The sequence below is a fragment of the Pseudooceanicola marinus genome (assembly GCF_002786295.1).
GTDB lineage: Bacteria > Pseudomonadota > Alphaproteobacteria > Rhodobacterales > Rhodobacteraceae > Pseudooceanicola > Pseudooceanicola marinus.
The window spans coordinates 207,047-229,285 of record NZ_PGTC01000016.1; the positions used below are offsets into that span (position 1 = coordinate 207,047).

Here is a 22,239-nt window from a genome sequence, read left to right on the forward strand (position 1 = left end):
ACCTTTGGGAATCACGGGGACATTCGACAGCGAGTATGCGGACGAATTTGACGGACCAACACATCTCGGACCGTTAACGTTCCCGAGGGAAGTGTTTTGACTTGCAATCTGTTGCGTCGAAGCCACTCCGCCAGTGCCGCAATCGGGGCCCGTTCCCCGATCCTGGTCCGAAAAGCAGGAGGCGTGACCCCGTGCTTCTGCTATGCAAAGAAAAAATAAACGCTTCGTCCGCTATGCCTTTGGTCGTTCGGCCCGGACCGGACAGCCCAGACGCCAGCCCCGACGCGGGCGCAAGGAAACGGTGCCAGAATGGACATCACCCCGACGGATCTGCCCGAGGTCCTGATGCTGACCCCTCGTCGTTTCGGCGATTCCCGTGGGTTTTTCAGCGAGACCTGGAACGCCGCCCGCATGGCCGAAGCGGGGCTGGATCTGACCTTCGTCCAGGACAATCAGTCCTATTCGGAGGCCCCTGGCACCCTGCGCGGTCTGCATTTTCAGGCGCCGCCCCATGCCCAGGGCAAGCTGGTGCGATGCGGGCGCGGACGGTTGTGGGACGTGGCGGTGGATTTCCGCCCCGGGTCGCCCCGTTTTGGGCACTGGGTCGGGGTCGAGCTGAGCTTCGAGAACGGTCGACAGCTGTGGATCCCGCCGGGCTTCCTGCACGGGTTCGTCACCCGCGAGCCGGGCACTGAAATTTGCTACAAATGCACCGATTTCTATGCCGCGGAGGCCGAAGGCGCGGTGTGCTGGGACGATCCCGATCTGGCCATCGACTGGGGCGTCGATCGCCCAGTGTTGTCGGACAAGGATGCGTCCGCGCCGCGGTGGCGCGATGTGCAGAGTCCCTTCACCGGCACGGAGGGCATGGCATGAAGATCCTGGTGACAGGAGGCGCAGGGTTCATCGGGTCGGCCGTGGTGCGCCACGCGGTGGCCCAGGGGCATGCGGTGGTGAACCTGGATGCGCTGACCTACGCGGCCTGTCTGGGCAACCTGGCCAGCGTCGCCGACAGCCCGCTCTATGCCTTCGAACGTGCCGACATCCGCGATGCGGAGGCCCTGCGCCGGATCTTCCGCGACCATGCGCCCGATGCCGTGATGCACCTGGCCGCCGAAAGTCACGTGGACCGGTCCATCGATGCACCGGGCGGTTTCGTGGACACCAACGTGACGGGCACGGCGACTCTGCTGCAGGCTGCGCGGGGCTACTGGGAAGGGCGGGGGCGGCCCGCCGGTTTCCGCTTTCACCATGTCTCCACGGATGAGGTCTTCGGCAGCCTGCCGGAGGCGCCGGGGCAGCGTTTCACTGAGGCAACGCCCTATGCCCCCAATTCGCCCTACGCGGCGTCGAAAGCCGCCTCGGACCACATGGTGCGGTCCTGGGGGCGGACCTATGGCCTGCCCGTGGTCCTGTCGAATTGTTCCAACAATTACGGCCCCTTCCATTTCCCGGAGAAGCTGATCCCCGTGGTGATCCTGTCGGCGCTGGCGGGGCAGCCGATCCCGATCTACGGCGATGGCGGTCATGTGCGTGACTGGCTGTTCGTCGAGGATCACGCCGAGGCCCTGCTGCGGGTGCTGACCCGGGGCAAGGTCGGGCGCAGTTACAACCTGGGCGCCGAGGCGGAGGTGACGAACCTGGAGTTGGTGCGCCGCATCTGTCGGCTGTTGGATCTGCGCCGGCCAGCCGGCGCCCCGCATGCGGAGCTGATTACCTTTGTCGCCGACCGGCCGGGCCATGATCGCCGCTATGCCATCGATCCCGGGCGCGCCGCGACCGAGCTGGGCTGGCGGGCGCAGGTTTCGCTGGAGGAGGGGCTGTCCAGGACAGTCGACTGGTATCTGGAGAACCGCGACTGGTGGCAGCCGCTGCTGGAACGCGCGGGCCTTGGTCGGCGTCTGGGGCTGGGGGCCGGGGCATGAGTGCGACGGGGCCGATCCTGGTCTTCGGGCGCAGTGGCCAGGTGGCGACCGAACTGGCGGCTCGCGCCCCGGTGATCGCCCTGGGCCACGAGGCCTGCGACTTGCGGCACCCGGGCGCGGCAGAGGCGGCCATCGCGGCCCATGCACCCCGGATCGTCATCAATGCCGCCGCCTTCACCGGCGTTGACAGCGCCGAGACGGAGCGGGCGGAGGCCAACCGGCTGAACGCCGAAGCCCCGGGGGAAATGGCGCGGGCCTGTGCGGCCCGGGGCCTGCCCTTCCTGCATGTCTCGACCGACTATGTCTTCGACGGCAGTGGCGCGTTGCCTTGGGGGGAAACAATGACGCCCGCCCCCTGCAATGCCTATGGCGCGACCAAGCTGGCCGGGGAGAGCGCGGTGCAGGACGCCGGCGGATCCTGGGCGATCCTGCGCACCTCCTGGGTGTTTTCGGCCCATGGGACGAATTTCGTGAAGACCATGCTGCGACTGTCTGAGACCCGCGATCAGCTGTCCGTCGTGGCGGACCAGGTGGGTGGGCCGACCCCGGCAGCAGACATCGCCGCGGCCCTGCTGGAGATGGGGCGGCAGATGGCCGATGGCCGGCCGGGGGGACTTTACCATTTTGCCGGGGCTCCCGCCGTCAGCTGGGCCGGCTTCGCGCGCGAAATCTTCGCTCGTGCCGGGCGCGCGGTGACCGTGAATGAGATCGCCACCGAAGCCTATCCGACCCCGGCCACCCGTCCACGCAACTCCAGGCTCGACTGTCGTCGGATCGGAGCGGATTTTGGAATCGACCCGCCGGACTGGAAGGCCGGCCTCGCCGCGGTCTTGGAACAATTGGAGGAGGCGGCATGAGCAGGCCACGCAAGGGGATCATCCTGGCCGGAGGGTCCGGCACGCGGCTTTACCCGATCACCATGGGGGTGTCGAAACAGCTGCTGCCGGTCTTCGACAAGCCGATGATCTACTACCCGCTGTCGGTGCTGATGCTCGCCGGGATCCGTGACATCGCGATCATCACCACGCCGGAGGATCAGGCGCAGTTTCAAAGGCTTATGGGGGATGGCAGTGCCTGGGGCCTGTCGTTCACCTGGCTCGAACAGCCCCGGCCGGAGGGGTTGGCCCAGGCCTATCTCCTGGCTGAGGCGTTCCTGGACGGAGCCCCCTCGGCCATGGTGCTGGGCGATAACCTGTTTTTCGGCCATGGTCTGCCCGAGCTCCTGCAGGCGGCCGGCCAGGCCGAAGGTGGCACGGTCTTTGGCTATCGCGTGGCGGATCCCGAACGCTATGGCGTGGTGGATTTCGACGCGCAGGGGCAGGTGCGTACTATCGTTGAAAAACCCCCCGTCGCGCCCTCGCCCTTTGCGGTAACGGGGCTCTATTTTCTGGATGGCACGGCGCCTGAGCGGGCGCGGCGGGTCACGCCCTCCGCGCGGGGCGAGCTGGAGATCGTCTCGGTCCTCGAAAGCTATCTGGCCGAGGGTGCGCTGCAGGTGCAACAGATGGGGCGGGGTTATGCCTGGCTCGATACCGGCACCCATGGCTCGCTGCTGGACGCGGGCAACTTCGTTCGCACCTTGTCGGAACGGCAGGGCCAGCAGATCGGCTCACCGGACGAGATCGCCCATGCCCAGGGTTGGATCGATGACGCCGACCTGCGCGCGCGGGCGGAGGTCTTCGGCAAGAATGCCTACGGGGCCTACCTGCTGGGGTTGCTGGGCGAGGCACCCTGACGAGGGCACACCGGCCCGGTCGGCGTACGGTGGCAAGAGGGGCTGTTTACCCCTGCGCGCCTAGCGTCTGGGCGATCTCTCCGATTGCCGGATGAACGCGAGGAGCCCCCGATGCCGGAACTGTCCGCCAGCCTGTCCATGCCCTACCTGCAACCCAGTCAGGCGCAGAAACACGTCACCCATAACGAGGCGCTGCTGATCCTCGACGCGCTGGTGCAGCTGGCCGTGTACGACCGCGACCTGACCGCGCCCCCCACGGATCCTGCGGAGGGCGACCGCTATATCGTGGCGGGCGGTGCGACGGGCGCCTGGGCGGGCGAGGACGACCGCGTGGCGCAGTTCGATGGGGCTGCCTGGGTCTTCCACCAGCCGCAGCCCGGTTGGCGTGCCTGGGTATCGGATGAAGACCGGTTGGTGACCTGGCGTGGCGGCGCCTGGCAAGACGACAGCGGTCTGCCGCTGGAGGCCGCCGAACTGGGTATCAGCACCGCCTCGGATGCGGTGAATCGGCTGGCTGTGTCGGCCGCGGCAACCCTGCTGACCCACGCGGGAAGCGGTCACCAGCTGAAGATCAACAAGGCGGGGTCAGGCGACACGGCCAGCCTGCTGTACCAGTCGGGGTGGAGCGGCCGGGCCGAGATGGGCCTTGCCGGGGAGGAGGACTTCTCCGTCAAGGTGTCGGCCGATGGCAGCGCTTGGGTGACTGCCCTGCGGTTCGATGGCGCGACAGGTCTGGCGAGCGGTGCGGCCGTGCAGACCTCGGCGGGGGATGCGAGCGCCGGGCGTTTGCTGGCCGTGGGCGCTTTCGGGATGGGCGGCGGCGCTGTGGCGGCCCCGGGGGATGATGCGAACGGCTGTGTGACGGGCGGGATCTTTGGCTTCACAGCCTCGGGGGCAAACTGCCCCGTGGGCGATCCGTCGGGCGGCAGCCTGATGGCGTTGCCTGGCGGTAGCGGCACGCGCCAGATCTTTGCGGCTGCCGACGGGACGCTGTGGTTGCGCAGCCATGATGGGGCGTCCTGGGGAAACTGGTCCGCGCTGGTGACCCGCGCCGAGACGGTGGGGACGGTGGCGCAAAGCGGCGGTGTGCCCACGGGGGCGGTGATCGAGAGCGGATCGAATGCCAACGGCGCCTATACCCGCTGGGCCGACGGTACGCAGATCTGCACCAATGGCGGTAGCGCGATCACCACCGATCCAGCAAGTTTTGTCGGGACCCCGGTATCGATCGACGGCGGGAAGCTGAAGATCGGTCGCTGGTTCTGAGCCGGATCGTGGCGCTGACGAAGGCCGGCAGTGCCGGTCACACGCCGCGTATTAAGCGAACTCGTGCCGGACGGGGTGTCGCACGGTGGCTAGGCGAGCGGGACCAGGATCTCCGTTTGTTTCGGATCGGCCGGGGCACTGGCGCCTGCGCGTGTCTATGTGTTCCCTGTCTCCTGCACCGGGAGGGAAGTGGGGCGCAATGCGGGGCTGCTCGCCGTCTTAGCGGCGCAGGATTTCGCGGTGGTGGCGCCTCAGGAACAGCAGGCCGAAGACCAGGCTGATCAGCCCCCAGAGCGCGACGTAGACGGGGGAGGCCCAACTTGCATCGTAGCTGGGATAGATGCCCCGCCGCAGGATCGCGACCACATGCACCAGCGGGTTCCACCAAAGCCAGTCGCGCCAGGGCTGCGGCACGCTTTCGAACAGGAAGAAGATGGTCGAGATGATGAACATCGGCCGCATGAGGATGGACCAGAAATGGACCCAGACGGGAATCATCCCCTGCAGCAGGCAGTTCAGCGTGCCCAAGCCCAGGCCCAGCAGGGCACAAAGGGTGTAAGCCTCCAGGATCGCGCCGAAATCCAGGATGGCCCGGGTGCGGAATATCCACAGGATCCCGGCCAGAAGGATGTAGCTTATCATCACCTGGGTCATGAGATTCAGCAGGAAACGCGCGGCGATCGCCTCGCGCCAGCCGACACGGGGCAGGGCGAGGAGCGGGCGGGAAAATTCCAGCGCGCCGGCGGTGCGCGACACCAGCAGGGTGAACATACCGAAGGGCAGCATGCCGGTCGCGTAGAACAGCGGGAAGGTGACGCCGAGGCCCGGATTGCGCAGCGCCACCGAGAAGATGAACGACAACAGTGCGATGCCCGCCACGGGCTCGATAACCGCCCATAGATAGCCTCCGGGCGAGCGTCCATGGCTGGTCGCCATTTCCCTCAGCATCAGGGCGAGGATCACGCGGAAGCTGTCCCCGCGCCGCGGCGGGCGGACCGCCAAAGGCGGGGGATGGGGCATCTCCTCTGACACGGGTGTTGTTAACCCTTCTCTGACGTTTGCCCGGCTAGTCTTCCCCGGATGAATGAACAAACCGCAAATACCGTCGCGGCGCCGAGCCTTCCGGCGCTGTCGCCGCAGAAAGCGCCGCCGAGCCGCGCGCAGCGTCCGTTCCGGCGACCTGCGGCGCGTCGACGCAAGCGTGTCGTCGTCAGTTTCATCCTCTGCGTGGTGCTGCCGCTGATCCTGGCGATCTGGTATCTCTGGGTGCGGGCGGCTGACCAATATGCCTCGTCCCTGGCCTTTACCGTGCGCTCGGAAGAGCAGACGCCGAGCCTGGATTTCCTCGGCGGCCTATCGGAGCTGTCCGGCAGCAGCACCTCGGATATCGACATTCTCTACAGCTACCTGCAAAGCCAGGATCTCGTCGCCGCGGTCGGAGGGGCGTTGGACCTGCGGGCAATCTGGTCTCGCCCCGGCGTCGGTTGGCAGGAGGGCGACCCGGTTTTCGCACTGCCCCCCGATGCCTCGATCGAGAGACTGGTGGATCATTGGCGGCGCAAGGTGAAGGTGTTTTACGATGGTGGCACCGGGCTGATCGAACTGCGCGTTCTGGCCTTCACGCCCGAGGATGCGACGGCGATCGCCGATCAGATTGTTGAGAAAAGCTCCGGCATGATCAATGCCTTGTCAGATTCTGCGCGGGAAGACGCCATCGCCTACGCGCGACAGGAGGTGGAGCTGACGCTGACCCGGCTGAAGGCCGCGCGCCGCGCGATGACCGAATTCCGCAACCGCCACCAGATCGTCGACCCCGGTGCCGAGCTGGCGACACGAGTGGGCCTTCTGGGAGAGTTGCAGAGCCAGCTTGTCGAAGCCCAGCTGGAGCTGGACATGCTGCTCGCACGTCCGGCGCGCCACCAGGTGCAAACGGCGAATGCCGAGCTGAAGATCGCCACGATCGAGCGCCGTATAGAGGCGGAGCGCGCACGGCTAGGCCTTGCCGGTCCCGCAGGCGGTGAGCAAGCCTTCGCCGGCCTTGTCGGCCGCTATGAGGAACTGGCGGTGGAGCGCGAGTTTGCCGAGGCGACCCACCGTGCGGCCCTGGCGCGTTTCGACGCGGCGCAATCGGAGGCGCGCCGACAAAGCCGCTACCTGGCGGCCCATGTGCAGCCGACTCGGGCGGAAACCGCGCGCTATCCCGAACGCGGCCTTCTGCTGCTCTGCGTGGGGATTTTCCTTGCGCTTGGCTGGTCCATCGCCGTGTTGAGCGCCTACGCCGTGCGCGACCGGGGCGCCGGATGATCCGGCTGCAGGACCTGAGCAAGGTCTATGTCAGGGACGGGCAGCGCGTTTTGGTGGCAGATCGGATCTGTGCCACCTTTCCAGCCCGCCGCTCGATCGCCCTTCTGGGGCGGAACGGGGCCGGGAAATCGACGTTGCTGAAGATGATCGCGGGCACCGAAGACGCCAGCAGCGGCTCAGTGATCACCACCGGGACGGTCTCCTGGCCCGTGGGCTTCGCCGGGGCCTTTCATCCGCGCCTGACGGGAGTGCAGAACGTTCGTTTCGTCGCCCGGATCCACGGGGTGGACAGTGATGCCCTGCTGCAGTTCGTCGAGGATTTTGCGGAGCTCGGCGCACGGATCCGACTGCCCTACAGCTCCTTTTCTTCGGGCATGCGCGCGCGCATGGCCTTTGGCCTGTCCATGGGCCTGGGCTTCGACACCTATCTCGTGGATGAGATCACCGCAGTGGGCGACGCGGCCTTTCGCCGTCGCAGCGCGGACCTGTTCCGGGAGCGGCTGACCCGCGCCGGGGCCATCGTCGTCAGCCATTCCATGCCACAGTTGCGAGAGCTGTGCGACATGGGGGCCGTGCTCGAAGGGGGGCGGTTGACGATCTACGGAGACCTGGAAGAGGCGATCGCCCACCACCAGCGGAACATGGCCCAGGCCGCGTAAGCGACCGGTGGATCCGGATCCCGGCAAAGTCTGGGAGGCTCATCAGAAGCCAAGGCCCGGACTTATTGTCCACAGTTTGACCAATGAGACGCGCGTCAATTAACGCGGCAGCAAGAACCACGGACTAGAACCCCCTGGACGGAACCTCACGAGGAGCGAAAGGCATGGGCCTATTCGGGAACAGGACGACGGCTGCCGCCGGACTATCGGTCGATGAGTCGGCGATCCTTCAGATCGTGGAAAAGACCCAGGCAGTCATTCATTTCGAACCTTCCGGACGGATTCTCGGGGCAAACCGAAACTTCCTCGATGTGCTGGGCTACAGCGCGGAAGAGGTGGTCGGTCAGCATCATTCCATCTTTGTCGATCCCGCCTATGCCGCCGGAGCCGAATATGCCCGCTTCTGGGAGCGTCTCCGGGCAGGCGAGCCCGTTGCAGACCAGTTTCCCCGTATCACCAAGGACGGCAAGCGGATCTGGATCCAGGCGACCTATGCACCGGTACGTGATGCCTCGGGTCAAATCGTGCGGGTGACCAAGATCGCGACCGACGTGACTGTGCGACGTACCGCGATTGAACGGATCAGCGCGGCGCTGGAGAAACTGAGCCAGGGTGATCTGAACGTTCGCGTGCAACCGCCTGGCGTGCCCGACCTCGACACGCTGACCCTGGCCTTCAACACCTCCCTGGAGAATCTCGGGCAAATCATCGGCGAAGTGCAATCTGTGGTGGTCGACGTCGAAGGGGTCAGCCAGCAGATCGGCAGTACGACCGACGATCTCTCACGCAGGACAGAAAGCCAGGCGGCGACGCTGGAACAGACCGCTGCGGCAATCGAGGAGCTGAACACCAGTGCGCGGGTCGCTGCGGACGGCGCCAGCGGCGTGAAACGTTCGGCGGACGAGACCCGCAATGCGGCCCAGACGAGTAGTGACCTGATGGACCAGGTGACCAATGCAATGGAGAGGATTGAACATTCGTCGAAGGCGATTGCAGAGATCCTGTCGGTGATCAATGACATCGCCTTCCAGACCAACCTGCTGGCGCTGAACGCAGGGGTCGAGGCGGCACGCGCGGGCGAGGCCGGGCTGGGGTTTGCCGTTGTGGCAAGCGAAGTGCGTTCGCTGGCAAGCCGTACCTCGGAATCGGCGCGCGAAATCAAGGCTCTGATCGATCAGAGTTCAGACCATGTGACCCATGGATCCAGCCTCGTGCGGCAAACCGGCACGGAACTGCGCGGCATCTTCGACCGCGTGGAGGCGATGACACAGCAGATCGATGAGGTCGTCCGCGGAATTTCGCAGCAGACAACGACCATTGGTGAGATCAACAGCGCCGTCACCAACCTGGATCAGGTGACACAGCGCAACGCCGCGATTGCCATCGAGACGGCGGAGGCGACCCGGAGCCTGTCACAGAAGAGCGCCATGCTGCGGGAGCAGATGTCGACCCTGCACATCCGCCCGGGCGGCAGCGCCTGGGAGACGCAGGTGCAGGGTATGCCGGCACAGCTGCGCGCCGGTTGATCTGTCCGGTACGCCGCCAGCGGCGCGACTGTCGGACTACGGAGCGCAGGCATCGCCGGTTGAACATGCGAACTGTGCTTGTGAGGGGCCGCAGTCTCACTGGGGCCGCACCCGAAATGGAAAGCGCCCCGGTTCCGCATGGCTCCGGGGCGCCTTCTGTCTTCAAGCGGTGCCGACGACCACCAGGGCCTGGTCGCCCGGCTGGTCTCTGACATTTTGGTCCGTTTTGCGGAGCTGAATGGGCGGTTCAGGAGCGGGCGAGGTCGCCTGTCTTGAAGTGGCGACCCCGGAAGGACTCGAACCCTCAACCTGCCGATTAGAAGTCGGCTGCTCTATCCAGTTGAGCTACGGGGCCACGAGGGCGTTTTCAGCGAAACCGCGTCGCTTGGCAAGCCCCGGTCTGGGGCCGGTCTAGATCTGGCTGGAGATCAGTTGCACCAGCCCGAGGATCAAGAGCACGAACAGCACGGCAATGACCCCATACCATAGCATCGGTTGCTGGTAAGTTTCCTTGTGACAGTAGCATTTCCCGCAGTGGTCGTGGGCGAACCTCATACGGTGCCCGCAGTCCCGGCAGGTGAAAATTCGTAATGCCATGAGCGGATATTCCCCATTCCGTCCGAGCAAGCGTTCTAAACGCGTCAAATAAAATGTCCCCTCTGTCCGCCTACATGTGCCGGTGGCTGGTGCGCAATATGTAAACGTAACAAGCCTGAGATTAGTTGCTCACACAGCATCGGAATCTTCTGACGTGCCGGTTCAATAATCAAACCGTGCTTGAAAATTATTGATTTTCAGGTGATTGGAGGGGGTAAATGTCAGTGCCAAAAGGTACTGGCCACTGCAATTGTGATTGCAGTGGAGTCGGGTATTCGAAATGTAAAGGATCGGACGTATGCCCCGTTCAGGTCGACGCCTTAGTCGATCCTTAATCGGGTGTCAAATGTCTGCGCGGCCCGCGTCGGCTGTCCCGGTAACGGGCCGCGAGAGAGGTCGTCAGTGGGTCCAGGCGCCGCGGCGGTTGGTGGCGAAATTCTCGCCATAGCCGAAGGGACGCACGTTGGGCTTGCGCTCATGCGGTTCTGTGACCACCGCGTCGATCCCGTGCTCGGCCGCGTATTCGACGGCGGCCTCCTTGGTCTCGAAGCGCAGCTTGACCTGCGTCTGGGTGTCCGAGGATGAGGTCCAACCCATCAGCGGGTCGATGTCGCGCGGCGTCTCCGGGAAGTACTCAAGCACCCAATTGTGGGTCTTGGCGGTCCCGGATTGCATGGCGGTCTTGGCGGGGCGGTAGATTCGTGCGCGCATGGCAAGCCTCCTGAAATGACGCTTCCTTATCGAGAATTTCTTGACGAAGAGCAAGCGGCGCAGGGCCCGAGGGCCCTTTGTCAGGATCATGGCGGCAGCCGGGGTTGAACCTGCGCGAAAAGAGGACAAATCTGGAACAAACCCGATCGGAGAGTCCATGGCCTACGCCCACAACGACAGCCTGCCGGCGCTAATGCACGCCCCTGCGCCCGACGTGAAGTCGCGCGAAAAGCTGGAGGGCGGCAAGCGGCTGGTGATGAACACCACCTTCGACCCTGCGGGCGACCAGCCCACGGCGATTGCCGAACTGAGCCAGGGCGTGATCGATGGCGAGCGTGACCAGGTCCTTCTGGGCGCGACAGGCACCGGCAAGACCTTCACCATGGCCAAGGTCATCGAACAGACGCAGCGCCCGGCCATCATCCTGGCTCCGAACAAGACGCTGGCGGCGCAATTGTACGGCGAATTCAAGGGCTTCTTCCCGGACAACGCGGTCGAGTACTTCGTCAGCTACTACGACTACTACCAGCCCGAGGCCTACGTCGCGCGGTCGGACACCTATATCGAGAAGGAAAGCCAGATCAACGAGCAGATCGACCGGATGCGCCACTCGGCCACCCGGGCGCTGCTGGAACGGGACGACGTGATCATCGTGGCCTCGGTCTCCTGCATTTACGGCATCGGGTCGGTGGAGACCTACGGCGCGATGACCCAGGACCTGAAGGTGGGCGGTGAATATGATCAGCGCGCGGTGATCGCCGATCTGGTCGCGCAGCAGTACAAGCGCAACGATCAGGCCTTCCAGCGCGGCAGTTTCCGGGTGCGTGGCGACAGCCTGGAGATCTGGCCGGCCCACCTTGAGGATCGCGCCTGGAATTTGTCGTTCTTCGGCGAGGAGTTGGAGAGCATCACCGAGTTCGATCCGCTGACCGGGCAGAAGACCGACAGTTTCGACCAGGTGCGCGTTTATGCCAACAGTCACTACGTGACGCCGAAACCGACGATGAACCAGGCCATCATCGGCATCAAGAAGGAGCTGCGCCAGCGGTTGGATCAGCTGGTGGGGGAGGGCAAGCTGCTGGAGGCGCAGCGGCTGGAACAGCGCACCAACTTCGACATCGAGATGCTGGAGGCCACCGGCGTCTGCAACGGGATCGAGAACTATTCGCGCTATCTGACGGGCCGTGCGCCGGGCGAGCCGCCGCCGACGCTGTTCGAGTTCATCCCCGACAATGCCATTGTTTTCGCAGATGAATCCCACGTCTCGGTTCCGCAGATCGGCGGCATGTACCGGGGCGACTACCGGCGCAAGTTCACCCTGGCGGAACACGGTTTCCGCCTGCCGTCCTGCATGGACAACCGCCCCCTGAAGTTCGAAGAGTGGGACGCGATGCGGCCCCAGTCCGTCTTCGTCTCCGCCACCCCCGGCAAGTGGGAGATCGAGCAGACCGGCGGCGTCTTCACCGAACAGGTGATCCGCCCGACGGGCCTGCTGGATCCGCAGGTGGAGATCCGACCCGTGGAAATGCAGGTCGACGATCTGCTGGACGAGGTGCGCCGCGTGACCGCACAGGGGTATCGGACCCTGTGCACGACGCTGACCAAGCGGATGGCGGAGGATCTGACCGAATACATGCACGAGCAGGGCATCAAGGTCCGCTACATGCACTCGGACATCGACACGATCGAGCGGATCGAGATCCTGCGCGACTTGCGCCTGGGGGCCTTCGACGTGCTGATCGGGATCAACCTGCTGCGTGAGGGGCTGGATATTCCCGAATGCGGGCTGGTGGCGATTCTCGATGCCGACAAGGAAGGCTTCCTGCGCTCTGAGACCTCGCTGATCCAGACCATCGGCCGGGCGGCGCGGAACGCCGACGGGCGGGTCATCATGTATGCTGACCGTATCACCGGATCGATGGAACGGGCGCTGGCCGAGACCGAGCGGCGGCGAGAGAAGCAGATCGCCTACAACGAGGAACACGGCATCACGCCGGCGACGGTGAAGAAGAACGTCGACGATATCCTGGCCGGTCTCTACCAGGGCGATGTGGACATGAACCGCGTCACCGCCAAGGTCGACAAGCCGCTGGTCGGGGCCAACCTGCAGGCGCACCTGGAGGGGCTGCGCGACGAGATGCGCAAGGCCGCCGAGAACCTGGAGTTCGAGGAGGCCGCCCGCCTGCGCGACGAGGTCAAGCGGCTGGAAGCCGTGGACCTGGTCGTGGGCGACGATCCCATGGCTCGGCAGTCGGCGGTCGAGGCCGCCTCGGAGGCAGCCACCAAGTCACGCGGGCGGTCCACCGCCGGTCGCCCCGGCCAGCGGGGCGGCAACGTGAAACGGCGCAAGCGGTGAGGGGCGTGTGACCCGCACGGCCCTGATCCTAGGGGCGGCGGTGCGGCCCGATGGCTCCGCATCGCCCAGGCTGCGCCGTCGCGTGGAACATGCCGCCGACCTGTTTCACCGCGGCGAGGTGGCGCGGGTCATCCCCTGTGGCGGGGTCGGGCGCCATGGCCCGTCCGAGGCCGAGGTGATGGCCGCGATCCTGATAGACGGGGGTGTGCCGGCGCAGGCGCTGCTGCTGGAGAGCCGCTCGACTGACACGATCAGCAATATCGGCAATGCCCTGCGCCTTTGTCCCGACCTGCGGGAGGTGGTCATCGTCACCGATGCCTACCACGCGCCGCGAGCGCGACTGATCGCCCGTCACCTGGGGCTGACGGCCTCCAGCTCCAGCCCGACCGATGGTCCCTCGGGCCTGCGCCTGCAGCGTGCCCGGCTGCGCGAAGCCGCGTCAATGGTCAAGGTGATGATCTGGATGGCCACGGGCCACCGGCTGCGCCGCGGGAACCTATGACCCTGCTCGGACGTTCACTTTCCAGTTAAGAAATTGAGCACAACCGCACGGAGTTGACCCATGGAATACGGACTTCTGGGACTCATCGTCCTCATCGCCGACATCTACGCCATCTACCAGGTGCTGACCTCTGCCGCGTCGGGCGGGGCCAAGATCCTGTGGACCCTGCTAATCCTGATCCTGCCGGTCCTGGGCTTCATCATCTGGCTGCTGGCCGGGCCGCGTGGCGGCCGTTCGGTGCGGTTGTAATCTGCTACCCCCCCTAATTGAGGTATATTGAAGAAGCCGGCCGCTGCGCGAATGCGCGGCGGCCTTCTTTGTATTGTCGAGGGTTTCAGAGAGCGCCCCGACCCGATAATCCCCAGCCCGCGTCGTTAAGGTTTTGAATTGGGGGCTACTCCCATGACCGCCAATTCATCAGCGGATATGCGGCGCAAGGTGAAATGAGAATGTCAAAAACTGTTGGTGGCCCCAAGCTGCGGCGCCAATACAGGGCAGCGGCCAAGTGCCAATTGCGGTGCGTCCAAGTAACGTCCAAGTAATACGTCGGCTGTTCGCGCCATGGGCGACTCGGTCGTTCTAGTATGAAGTGTCCCGCACTCACCTGATGGTTGCAAGATCGGCCTGCGTCCTGCCGTCCGCCTCGGCGGGGCCTTGCCGCGGCCGTGCCCGGCAATTGGTCACATGAGTTACCTTCAGGCGTTGCGCGGCCTCGGCCCGGGGGAGTGGGGCGTGACGCGGAAAGCCGAAGAAACCGGGGCGGGCCGATTGACTCTGTCCCGTTTGCCCGTATAAGCGCGGCTCCATTGGTGTTGGTGGCCCCCGCAAGGGGATCCCTGTCAACCCGGGTCGCCTGTCCCGCAAGGGGGAGGTCCGGGGAGAGGACAACGCCCTTCGTAACTCAAGAAGGAGATCAGCCGTGACCAAACGCACGTCTGCCAAGTACAAGATCGACCGCCGCATGGGCGAAAACATCTGGGGCCGTCCGAAGTCCCCGGTGAACCGCCGTGAATACGGCCCCGGCCAGCACGGCCAGCGCCGCAAGGGCAAGATGTCCGACTTCGGCCTGCAACTGCGCGCCAAGCAGAAGCTGAAAGGCTACTACGGCGACCTGACCGAGAAGCAGTTCCGCCGCATCTTCGGCGAAGCCGAGCGTCGCAAGGGCGACACCGGTGAGTTGCTCATCGGCCTGCTGGAGCGCCGCCTGGACGCCGTCGTCTACCGCGCCAAGTTCGTCGCAACCGTCTTCGCGGCCCGTCAGTTCGTGAACCACGGCCACGTCCTGGTGAACGGCAAGCGCGTGAACATCCCCTCCTACCGCGTGAAGGAAGGCGACGTGATCGAGGTCCGCGAGAAGTCCAAGCAGATGGCCGCCGTCCTGGAAGCCATCCAGCTGCCCGAGCGTGACGTGCCCGACTACCTGGAAGTCGACACCTCCAAGCTGACCGCGACCTTCGTGCGCACCCCCGGCCTGTCGGACGTTCCCTACCCCGTCCAGATGGAACCGAACCTGGTCATCGAATACTACGCCCAGAACTAAGTTCTGCCGCAACAGTTTCCGGAAAGGGCCGTGCCATGTGCGCGGCCCTTTTTGCTTGGACGAAGGGGATGGGGCAGGGCCGTCCGGCCCCCGGTGCGGGGTCAGTCGGGAGAGTTGCCGATGTCCTCGCAGGTCTCCTCCAGCTCGCGCGTGGGGTGGCGCGCAGCCTTCAGGGCGCTGGCGAGGTCGGCGCCCTCGACCGTGGCGCGGGCCAACTGGTCCAGCGCGAAGGTCTGCACCAGGGCGGTGCCCTTCATCACGTCGCGCGACAGGGCGAGGATCGCCAGGTAGTCCAGGTGATTGCCCAGCATGCCGGAGCCGTCTTCCTCGCCGCCCTCCGCATTGATCCGGCAGGCCTCGACCGAGACCGACAGGAAGGAACGGCAGACCGTGGGGCGGGCGTCGTAGACCCGGCAGGCACGGGTCTCCGGATCCAGCGCCGCGCAGGCGTTGGCGTTCCAGGCGCGGCCATCGGGCTGGCCGGCCAGCGGGGCGAGGGCGGCATGCATGCGGCGTGCCTCGGCCTCGGTAATCAGCCCGCCGTCGCCTTCCAGCAGGATGCAGCAAAAGGCGCAGCCCTCGGCGCAGGCGGCGTTGACCAGTTGCTCGGGGTTGTTGGCGCGGATCTGCTCGCCGGTCATCGCCGCCAGCTTGCGCGCGGCCTCGCCCGAGGCCAGCTCGGCCCGGATGTCGCGAAAGGGCTGGCCCTGGGTCTCGGCGCTGGCCAGCCAGGCGTCCAGGATGCGTCGCCCGCGATCTTCCAGCGCGGCGGGCATGCCGCGGGCGCGGGCCTTCGTCAGCTTGGTGCGCAGGTCCGCGATGCTGGCCGGTCGGCCCTTCGCGGTCTTGCGTCCGGCGGCGGAGGATCGGGCGGGGGTGCGGGCCATGCGGGTCTCCTGGCGGGGTCCCTTCCGGGAGCTGGGAAGACGGAGTATATCGGCTGTGACCACAGGGTCCAGCGAGCGGGGCAGGGCGCATGCCGCCGATGCCGCGATGCGCCGGTTGGGCTGTCTGTGCCCAGGTTTGCCCGGCTTTGCGAATAGGGTCTTCACAAGCACGGGCAAAAGCCCTAGAAGCCCGCTCTGTCAGGGCATCCGGGATTCGGACCGCCCCGACGATTCGTCCGAGACGGTGGGTGAAGGGGATCTGCTCTTCATAATTCCTGCCTGAGACGGGTAAGCACCAGATTTCTTCGGGCCCGCTCGTGTGCGGCTCCCCGGGACGATCTTGGACGGACCCCGTTACGGACCCGCTTGCCGGGACGTAAGTCCCGGCAGAACTGAGCCGGAGGGTCACACCTCCCTGATTGGAGTGAAACTGTGGATAGAGCCCAGAAAGAGAAAGTGGTCGAGGAACTCGGCCAGATCTTCGAAAGCTCTGGCGTTGTGGTGGTTGCTCACTACACCGGTCTCACGGTTGCTGAGATGCAGTCTCTGCGTGCCAAGGCCAACGAGGCCGGAAGCGCAGTGCGCGTCGCCAAGAACAGGCTCGCCAAGATCGCCCTGGAAGGCAAGCCCTGCGAGAGCATGGCCGAATTCCTGACGGGCATGACCGTTCTGACCTATTCCGAGGACCCTGTCGCAGCTGCGAAGGTCGCGGAAGATTTCGCCAAAGAGAACAAGAAGTTCGAAATTCTCGGCGGCGCAATGGGTGAGAACGCTCTGGACCGGGCCGGTGTCGAAGCCGTGTCGAAGATGCCCTCGCGCGACGAGCTTATCGCTCAGATCGCGTCCTGCATCGGCGCACCCGCTTCGAACATTGCCGGTGCCATTGGCGCCCCTGCTTCGAATATCGCCTCCATCCTCTCCACGATCGAAGAGCGTGGCGAGGCGGCGTAAGCAACATGAGAACCGGCGTAGGGCCGCAGGCCCACACGTTGGAACACATCTAGAGATACGGAAAGAAGTCAAATGGCTGATCTGAAGAAACTGGCAGAAGACATCGTTGGTCTGACCCTGCTGGAAGCACAAGAACTGAAAACCATCCTGAAGGATGAGTACGGCATCGAGCCCGCAGCTGGCGGCGCCGTCATGATGGCTGGCCCCGCAGGCGGCGACGCCGGCGCAGCCGAAGAAGAAAAGACCGAGTTCGACGTCATCCTGAAGTCGGCCGGCGCCTCCAAGATCAACGTGATCAAGGAAGTCCGCGGCATCACCGGCCTGGGCCTGAAAGAAGCCAAGGAACTGGTCGAAGCCGGCGGCAAGGCTGTCAAAGAAGGCGTCTCGAAAGAGGAAGCCGAAGAGATCAAAGGCAAGCTGGAAGCAGCTGGCGCCGAGATCGAAGTCAAGTAATTGGCTTTCGGTCCGCGCGTGCCGCGGATCGTCTCATACGGAGCGGGCGCCCTTCGGGGCGCCCGTTTCTCGTCCGGCGCCCGTTTCTGGTCTGAGGTCAGACCGGGACGGCGTAAGGCCCGGGCGGGATCTTGTCGAAATATTCATACCTTGGCAGGCCGGGCATTGCGCTGACGCGCAAGGTGTCCTATTTGCAAGGTTCCGCTGGACCCGTGCGATTCGGGCTGGCCGTTGTTGCATTCCCGCGAGGTGTTCCCGACTTCCATCCAATTCGTCTTTCGCAGGAAGCGACCGGAGCGGAACGGGGCAGGCCCCCGACAGGCGCCGGACCCTCGGACAGGCTGGATGCGTCAGGAGCAACTCTCAGGATCACGCGGGCGCCGCCCCAGGGCAGGCTGCCGGAACCGAAGAATTCACAGGCTGGATGCGGGGTTTCCGCGTCCGGCTATCGCTGTCTGGGACCCCATCTTGGCGAGGGCTTGCCGCAAAGCCCTTTCCAAGGCGAGGTTCAAGGATCGGGAGGCCACCATTGGGCAGGTGGTCAGGCATTGATCCGAACCCCCTGTTTCGAAGGGCGCAGTACCGGGAGGCCCCGACGGTACATGCGACCGGATGAGAAACGAAAGGTGACGTCCGTCATGGCTCAGACCTATCTTGGTCAGAAACGTCTTCGCAAATACTACGGCAAGATTCGCGAAGTCCTCGAAATGCCGAACCTCATCGAGGTTCAGAAAAGCTCCTACGAACTCTTCCTGAAATCCGGCGACCAGCTGGAGCCGATGGATGGTGAAGGGATCAAGGGCGTCTTCCAGTCGGTCTTCCCGATCAAGGATTTCAACGAGACCTCGGTCCTCGAGTTCGTCAAGTACGAGCTGGAGAAGCCCAAGTACGACGTCGAAGAATGCATGCAGCGCGACATGACCTACAGCGCGCCCCTGAAGGTCACCCTGCGCCTGATCGTCTTCGATATCGACGAGGACACCGGCAACAAGTCGGTGAAGGACATCAAGGAACAGGACGTCTTCATGGGCGACATGCCCCTGATGACCCCGAACGGGACGTTCATCGTGAACGGCACCGAACGCGTGATCGTGTCCCAGATGCACCGTTCGCCCGGCGTGTTCTTCGACCATGACAAGGGCAAGACCCACTCCTCGGGCAAGCTGCTATTTGCCTGCCGGATCATTCCCTACCGCGGCTCCTGGCTGGACTTCGAGTTCGACGCCAAGGACAACGTCTATGCCCGGATCGACCGTCGCCGCAAACTGCCGGTGACCACCCTGCTCTATGCCCTCGGCCTGGATCAGGAAGCGATCATGGATGCTTATTACAACACGGTGGATTACACCTATCGCCGTGGCCAGGGCTGGGTGACCAAGTTCTTCCCCGAGCGCGTGCGCGGCACCCGTCCGACCTACGACCTGGTCGACGCGGATTCGGGCGAGATCATTGCCGAGGCTGGCAAGAAGGTCACGCCCCGCGCCGTGAAGAAGCTGATCGACGAAGGCACTGTGAAGAGCCTGCTGGTCCCCTACGACCGCATCGTCGGCAAGTTCGTCGCCCGTGACCTGATCAACGAAGAAAACGGTGCCATCTACGTCGAGGCCGGCGATGAGCTGACCATCGAGTACGACAAGGACGGCGAGCCGATCGGCGGCACCCTGAAGGAGCTGCTGGACGCCGGCATCACCGAGATCCCCGTCCTGGACATCGACAACATCACCGTCGGCGCCTACATGCGCAACACCATGGCGATGGACAAGAACATGAACCGCGAAAGCGCGCTCATGGACATCTACCGCGTCATGCGCCCGGGTGAGCCGCCGACCGTCGAGGCCGCGTCGAACCTGTTCGACACCCTGTTCTTCGACAGCGAGCGCTACGACCTGTCCGCCGTGGGCCGGGTGAAGATGAACATGCGTCTGGCGCTGGAGAAGCCCGATACCCAGCGGACCCTGGACCGCGAGGACATCGTGGCCTGCATCAAGGCCCTGGTGGACCTGCGTGACGGCCGTGGCGATATCGACGACATCGACCACCTCGGCAACCGTCGTGTGCGCTCCGTCGGCGAACTGATGGAAAACCAGTACCGCGTCGGCCTGCTGCGGATGGAACGTGCGATCAAGGAACGGATGTCCTCCGTCGAGATCGACACGGTGATGCCGCAGGACCTGATCAACGCCAAGCCCGCCGCGGCTGCCGTGCGCGAGTTCTTCGGCTCGTCGCAGCTGTCGCAGTTCATGGACCAGACCAACCCGCTCTCTGAGGTGACGCACAAGCGTCGTCTGTCGGCCCTTGGACCGGGCGGCCTGACCCGCGAACGCGCCGGTTTCGAGGTGCGCGACGTTCACGCCACGCACTACGGCCGGATGTGCCCGATTGAAACGCCGGAAGGTCCGAACATCGGCCTGATCAACTCGCTGGCCACCTATGCCCGCGTGAACAAGTACGGCTTCATCGAGACCCCCTACCGGGTGGTGAAGGACAAGCAGGTGACCGATGAGGTCCACTACATGTCCGCCACCGAGGAACAGCGTCACGTGGTGGCTCAGGCCAACGCCTCGCTGGACGACGAAGGCAAGTTCACCAACGAGATGGTCAACACCCGCCAGGCGGGCGAATACACGCTGACCCCGACCGAAGCGGTCGACCTGATCGACGTGTCGCCCAAGCAGCTGGTCTCGGTCGGTGCCTCGCTGATCCCGTTCCTGGAAAACGACGACGCCAACCGCGCCCTGATGGGGGCGAACATGCAACGTCAGGCGGTTCCGCTGCTGCGGGCCACGGCCCCCGTGGTCGGCACCGGCATCGAGGGCAAGGTCGCCATCGACTCCGGCGCCGCCATCCAGGCGAAACGTGCCGGCATCATCGACCAGGTCGACGCGCAGCGGATCGTGGTCCGTGCCACTGCGGATATGGAACCCGGTGATCCGGGCGTCGACATCTACCGGATGCGCAAGTTCCAGCGTTCGAACCAGAACACCGCCATCAACCAGCGACCGCTGGTGAAGGTGGGTGACACGGTCGAGAAGGGCGAAGTGATTGCCGATGGTCCCTCCACCGATATGGGGGAACTGGCGCTCGGCAAGAACATCATCGTCGCCTTCATGCCCTGGAACGGCTACAACTACGAGGACTCGATCCTGATCTCCGAGCGCATTGCGCGTGACGATGTGTTCACCTCGATCCACATCGAGGAGTTTGAAGTCGCCGCCCGTGACACCAAGCTCGGGCCGGAAGAGATCACCCGCGACATTCCGAACGTCGGTGAAGAAGCGCTGCGCAACCTCGATGAGGCTGGCATCGTCTACATCGGTGCGGACGTGGAGCCGGGCGACATCCTGGTCGGTAAGATCACGCCCAAGGGCGAAAGCCCGATGACCCCGGAAGAGAAGCTGCTGCGCGCCATCTTCGGCGAGAAGGCTTCGGACGTGCGCGACACCTCGCTGCGCGTGAAGCCGGGCGACTACGGCACCGTGGTCGAGGTGCGCGTCTTCAACCGTCACGGTGTGGAGAAGGACGAACGTGCCCTCCAGATCGAGCGGGAAGAGGTCGAGCGCCTGTCGCGTGACCGCGACGACGAGCTGGCGATCCTGGATCGGAACATCTACGCCCGTCTGAAGGACATGATCCTGGGCAAGGTGGCCGTGAAAGGCCCGAAAGGCGTCAAGGCCGGCTCCGAGATCACCGAGGACCTGCTGGGTCAGCTGAGCCGCGGTCAGTGGTGGCAGCTGGCGCTGGAAGACGACAAGGAAGCCCAGATCGTCGAAGCCCTGAACGAGCAATACGAGGCGCAGAAGCGCGCCCTGGACGCCCGTTTCGAGGACAAGGTCGAGAAGGTCCGTCGTGGCGACGACCTGCCGCCGGGCGTGATGAAGATGGTCAAGGTCTTCATCGCGGTGAAGCGCAAGCTGCAGCCGGGCGACAAGATGGCCGGCCGTCACGGCAACAAGGGTGTCGTGTCGCGCGTGGTGCCGATGGAAGACATGCCGTTCCTGGCAGACGGTACCCCCGTCGACTTCTGTTTGAACCCGCTGGGCGTGCCGTCGCGGATGAACGTCGGTCAGATCCTCGAAACCCACACGGGCTGGGCCTGCCGGGCCCTGGGCCTGAAGGTCGACGAGGCGCTGCAGGACTACCGCCGCACCGGCGACCTGACCCCGGTTCGCGAAGCCATGCGCCTGGCCTATGGTGACGATGTCTACGAAGAAGGCATCGAAGGCATGGACGAGACCCGCCTGGTCGAAGCCGCCAGCAACGTGACCGGCGGTGTGCCGATCGCGACGCCGGTCTTCGATGGTGCCAAAGAGGCCGACATCAATGACCGGCTGAAGCGTGCTGGCTTCGACGAGAGCGGCCAGTCCGTTCTGTTCGACGGCCGCACCGGCGAGCAGTTCTCGCGGAAGGTCACCGTCGGCTTCAAGTACCTGCTGAAGCTGCACCACCTGGTGGACGACAAGATCCACGCGCGCTCGACCGGCCCGTACTCCCTCGTCACGCAGCAGCCGCTGGGTGGTAAGGCGCAGTTCGGTGGCCAGCGTTTCGGGGAAATGGAGGTCTGGGCCCTGGAAGCCTACGGTGCCGCCTACACCCTGCAGGAAATGCTGACCGTGAAGTCGGACGACGTGGCTGGCCGGACCAAGGTCTACGAAAGCATCGTCAAGGGCGAGGACAACTTCGAAGCGGGCGTTCCCGAGAGCTTCAACGTTCTGGTGAAAGAAGTCCGCGGCCTCGGCCTGAACATGGAACTCCTGGATGCGGAGGACGAGGAATAACGGCCGCTTCCGCGATCCGTTAGGGCGGGGGTCTCCCCGCCCGCCCCTCTCC

The 22,239-nt window shown here is 64.8% G+C and carries 19 protein-coding genes and 1 tRNA gene; 15 read left to right on the forward strand and 5 right to left on the reverse strand.

Annotated elements, in window-relative coordinates; genetic code table 11:
- Positions 1-309: 309 nt before the first annotated feature.
- The 5 genes from rfbC to CVM50_RS21955 all read left to right on the forward strand — a co-directional run bounded on the left by rfbC (position 310) and on the right by CVM50_RS21955 (position 4,926).
- Positions 310-876 carry a dTDP-4-dehydrorhamnose 3,5-epimerase gene (rfbC, locus tag CVM50_RS11915; protein WP_085889474.1) on the forward strand — a complete coding sequence of 189 codons (567 nt, stop codon included), beginning with the start codon at positions 310-312 and terminating at the stop codon, positions 874-876.
- A complete protein-coding gene (rfbB, locus tag CVM50_RS11920) occupies positions 873-1,925 on the forward strand; it encodes a dTDP-glucose 4,6-dehydratase (RefSeq protein WP_085889475.1) in 1,053 nt (350 codons plus the stop codon). The genes rfbC and rfbB overlap by 4 nt, the downstream gene beginning before the upstream one ends.
- Positions 1,922-2,782 (forward strand): dTDP-4-dehydrorhamnose reductase, encoded by an 861-nt coding sequence (gene rfbD, locus CVM50_RS11925; protein WP_085889476.1) that lies wholly within the window; start codon positions 1,922-1,924, stop codon positions 2,780-2,782. The genes rfbB and rfbD overlap by 4 nt, the downstream gene beginning before the upstream one ends.
- Positions 2,779-3,660 carry a glucose-1-phosphate thymidylyltransferase RfbA gene (gene rfbA, locus CVM50_RS11930; protein WP_085889477.1) on the forward strand — a complete coding sequence of 294 codons (882 nt, stop codon included), beginning with the start codon at positions 2,779-2,781 and terminating at the stop codon, positions 3,658-3,660. The genes rfbD and rfbA overlap by 4 nt, the downstream gene beginning before the upstream one ends.
- A 111-nt stretch (positions 3,661-3,771) precedes the next feature.
- Entirely contained in the window at positions 3,772-4,926 is a 1,155-nt protein-coding gene (locus tag CVM50_RS21955; RefSeq protein WP_085889478.1) for a DUF2793 domain-containing protein, read from the forward strand.
- A gap of 219 nt (positions 4,927-5,145) precedes the next feature.
- Here the strand turns inward: CVM50_RS21955 and CVM50_RS11940 are convergent, their stop codons facing one another.
- The gene (locus CVM50_RS11940; RefSeq protein WP_198431893.1) at positions 5,146-5,946 is read right to left on the reverse strand and encodes an ABC transporter permease; all 801 of its coding nucleotides are present in this window, start codon (positions 5,944-5,946) and stop codon (positions 5,146-5,148) included.
- Between the two features lie 60 nt (positions 5,947-6,006).
- Here CVM50_RS11940 and CVM50_RS11945 point away from each other — a divergent pair, with 60 nt between their 5' ends.
- The 3 genes from CVM50_RS11945 to CVM50_RS11955 all read left to right on the forward strand — a co-directional run bounded on the left by CVM50_RS11945 (position 6,007) and on the right by CVM50_RS11955 (position 9,415).
- Positions 6,007-7,230 carry a capsule biosynthesis protein gene (locus CVM50_RS11945; protein ID WP_143515634.1) on the forward strand — a complete coding sequence of 408 codons (1,224 nt, stop codon included), beginning with the start codon at positions 6,007-6,009 and terminating at the stop codon, positions 7,228-7,230.
- Entirely contained in the window at positions 7,227-7,889 is a 663-nt protein-coding gene (locus CVM50_RS11950) for an ABC transporter ATP-binding protein (protein WP_085889480.1), read from the forward strand. Before CVM50_RS11945 ends, CVM50_RS11950 begins: the two co-directional genes overlap by 4 nt.
- 164 nt (positions 7,890-8,053) lie before the next feature.
- The gene (locus tag CVM50_RS11955; protein WP_085889481.1) at positions 8,054-9,415 is read left to right on the forward strand and encodes a methyl-accepting chemotaxis protein; all 1,362 of its coding nucleotides are present in this window, start codon (positions 8,054-8,056) and stop codon (positions 9,413-9,415) included.
- Positions 9,416-9,693: 278 nt separating this feature from the next.
- Here CVM50_RS11955 and CVM50_RS11960 read toward each other — a convergent pair.
- The 3 genes from CVM50_RS11960 to CVM50_RS11965 form a co-directional block, all read right to left on the reverse strand.
- Positions 9,694-9,770: transfer RNA gene (locus CVM50_RS11960), tRNA-Arg, on the reverse strand.
- Positions 9,771-9,826: 56 nt separating this feature from the next.
- On the reverse strand, positions 9,827-9,970 hold the full coding sequence (locus tag CVM50_RS21350; protein ID WP_157792177.1) for a hypothetical protein: 144 nt from the start codon (positions 9,968-9,970) through the stop codon (positions 9,827-9,829).
- A 441-nt stretch (positions 9,971-10,411) separates the two neighbouring features.
- On the reverse strand, positions 10,412-10,723 hold the full coding sequence (locus tag CVM50_RS11965) for an ETC complex I subunit (RefSeq protein WP_085889482.1): 312 nt from the start codon (positions 10,721-10,723) through the stop codon (positions 10,412-10,414).
- A gap of 157 nt (positions 10,724-10,880) precedes the next feature.
- Between CVM50_RS11965 and uvrB the strand changes: the two genes are divergently transcribed.
- The 4 genes from uvrB to rpsD all read left to right on the forward strand — a co-directional run bounded on the left by uvrB (position 10,881) and on the right by rpsD (position 15,121).
- Positions 10,881-13,079, forward strand: coding sequence for an excinuclease ABC subunit UvrB (uvrB, locus tag CVM50_RS11970; RefSeq protein WP_085889483.1), 2,199 nt, complete (start codon positions 10,881-10,883; stop codon positions 13,077-13,079).
- A 7-nt stretch (positions 13,080-13,086) separates the two neighbouring features.
- Positions 13,087-13,581 (forward strand): YdcF family protein, encoded by a 495-nt coding sequence (locus tag CVM50_RS11975; RefSeq protein WP_085889484.1) that lies wholly within the window; start codon positions 13,087-13,089, stop codon positions 13,579-13,581.
- 60 nt (positions 13,582-13,641) lie between these two features.
- Positions 13,642-13,830 carry a PLDc N-terminal domain-containing protein gene (locus tag CVM50_RS11980; RefSeq protein ID WP_085889485.1) on the forward strand — a complete coding sequence of 63 codons (189 nt, stop codon included), beginning with the start codon at positions 13,642-13,644 and terminating at the stop codon, positions 13,828-13,830.
- Positions 13,831-14,500: 670 nt separating this feature from the next.
- On the forward strand, positions 14,501-15,121 hold the full coding sequence (rpsD, locus tag CVM50_RS11985) for a 30S ribosomal protein S4 (protein ID WP_085889486.1): 621 nt from the start codon (positions 14,501-14,503) through the stop codon (positions 15,119-15,121).
- A gap of 101 nt (positions 15,122-15,222) precedes the next feature.
- Here rpsD and CVM50_RS11990 read toward each other — a convergent pair whose 3' ends face one another.
- On the reverse strand, positions 15,223-16,008 hold the full coding sequence (locus CVM50_RS11990; RefSeq protein ID WP_085889487.1) for a YkgJ family cysteine cluster protein: 786 nt from the start codon (positions 16,006-16,008) through the stop codon (positions 15,223-15,225).
- A 432-nt stretch (positions 16,009-16,440) separates the two neighbouring features.
- Between CVM50_RS11990 and rplJ the strand changes: the two genes are divergently transcribed.
- The 3 genes from rplJ to rpoB all read left to right on the forward strand — a co-directional run bounded on the left by rplJ (position 16,441) and on the right by rpoB (position 22,187).
- A complete protein-coding gene (rplJ, locus tag CVM50_RS11995; protein WP_085889488.1) occupies positions 16,441-16,959 on the forward strand; it encodes a 50S ribosomal protein L10 in 519 nt (172 codons plus the stop codon).
- Between the two features lie 72 nt (positions 16,960-17,031).
- Entirely contained in the window at positions 17,032-17,412 is a 381-nt protein-coding gene (gene rplL / locus CVM50_RS12000; protein WP_085889489.1) for a 50S ribosomal protein L7/L12, read from the forward strand.
- Between the two features lie 638 nt (positions 17,413-18,050).
- Positions 18,051-22,187: a DNA-directed RNA polymerase subunit beta gene (rpoB, locus tag CVM50_RS12005; RefSeq protein WP_085889490.1), complete on the forward strand. Its 4,137-nt coding sequence runs from the start codon at positions 18,051-18,053 to the stop codon at positions 22,185-22,187.
- Positions 22,188-22,239 lie beyond the last annotated feature (52 nt).

Excerpts from the sequence above, each read along its gene's own strand:
- rfbC (WP_085889474.1), top strand. The coding sequence starts at position 310 with ATGGACATCACCCCGACGGATCTGCCCGAGGTCCTGATGCTGACCCCT.
- rfbB (WP_085889475.1), top strand. The coding sequence starts at position 873 with ATGAAGATCCTGGTGACAGGAGGCGCAGGGTTCATCGGGTCGGCCGTG.
- rfbD (WP_085889476.1), top strand. The coding sequence starts at position 1,922 with ATGAGTGCGACGGGGCCGATCCTGGTCTTCGGGCGCAGTGGCCAGGTG.
- rfbA (WP_085889477.1), top strand. The coding sequence starts at position 2,779 with ATGAGCAGGCCACGCAAGGGGATCATCCTGGCCGGAGGGTCCGGCACG.
- CVM50_RS21955 (WP_085889478.1), top strand. The coding sequence starts at position 3,772 with ATGCCGGAACTGTCCGCCAGCCTGTCCATGCCCTACCTGCAACCCAGT.
- CVM50_RS11940 (WP_198431893.1), bottom strand. The coding sequence starts at position 5,946 with ATGCCCCATCCCCCGCCTTTGGCGGTCCGCCCGCCGCGGCGCGGGGAC.
- CVM50_RS11945 (WP_143515634.1), top strand. The coding sequence starts at position 6,007 with ATGAATGAACAAACCGCAAATACCGTCGCGGCGCCGAGCCTTCCGGCG.
- CVM50_RS11950 (WP_085889480.1), top strand. The coding sequence starts at position 7,227 with ATGATCCGGCTGCAGGACCTGAGCAAGGTCTATGTCAGGGACGGGCAG.
- CVM50_RS11955 (WP_085889481.1), top strand. The coding sequence starts at position 8,054 with ATGGGCCTATTCGGGAACAGGACGACGGCTGCCGCCGGACTATCGGTC.
- CVM50_RS21350 (WP_157792177.1), bottom strand. The coding sequence starts at position 9,970 with ATGAGGTTCGCCCACGACCACTGCGGGAAATGCTACTGTCACAAGGAA.
- CVM50_RS11965 (WP_085889482.1), bottom strand. The coding sequence starts at position 10,723 with ATGCGCGCACGAATCTACCGCCCCGCCAAGACCGCCATGCAATCCGGG.
- uvrB (WP_085889483.1), top strand. The coding sequence starts at position 10,881 with ATGGCCTACGCCCACAACGACAGCCTGCCGGCGCTAATGCACGCCCCT.
- CVM50_RS11980 (WP_085889485.1), top strand. The coding sequence starts at position 13,642 with ATGGAATACGGACTTCTGGGACTCATCGTCCTCATCGCCGACATCTAC.
- CVM50_RS11990 (WP_085889487.1), bottom strand. The coding sequence starts at position 16,008 with ATGGCCCGCACCCCCGCCCGATCCTCCGCCGCCGGACGCAAGACCGCG.
- rplL (WP_085889489.1), top strand. The coding sequence starts at position 17,032 with ATGGCTGATCTGAAGAAACTGGCAGAAGACATCGTTGGTCTGACCCTG.
- rpoB (WP_085889490.1), top strand. The coding sequence starts at position 18,051 with ATGGCTCAGACCTATCTTGGTCAGAAACGTCTTCGCAAATACTACGGC.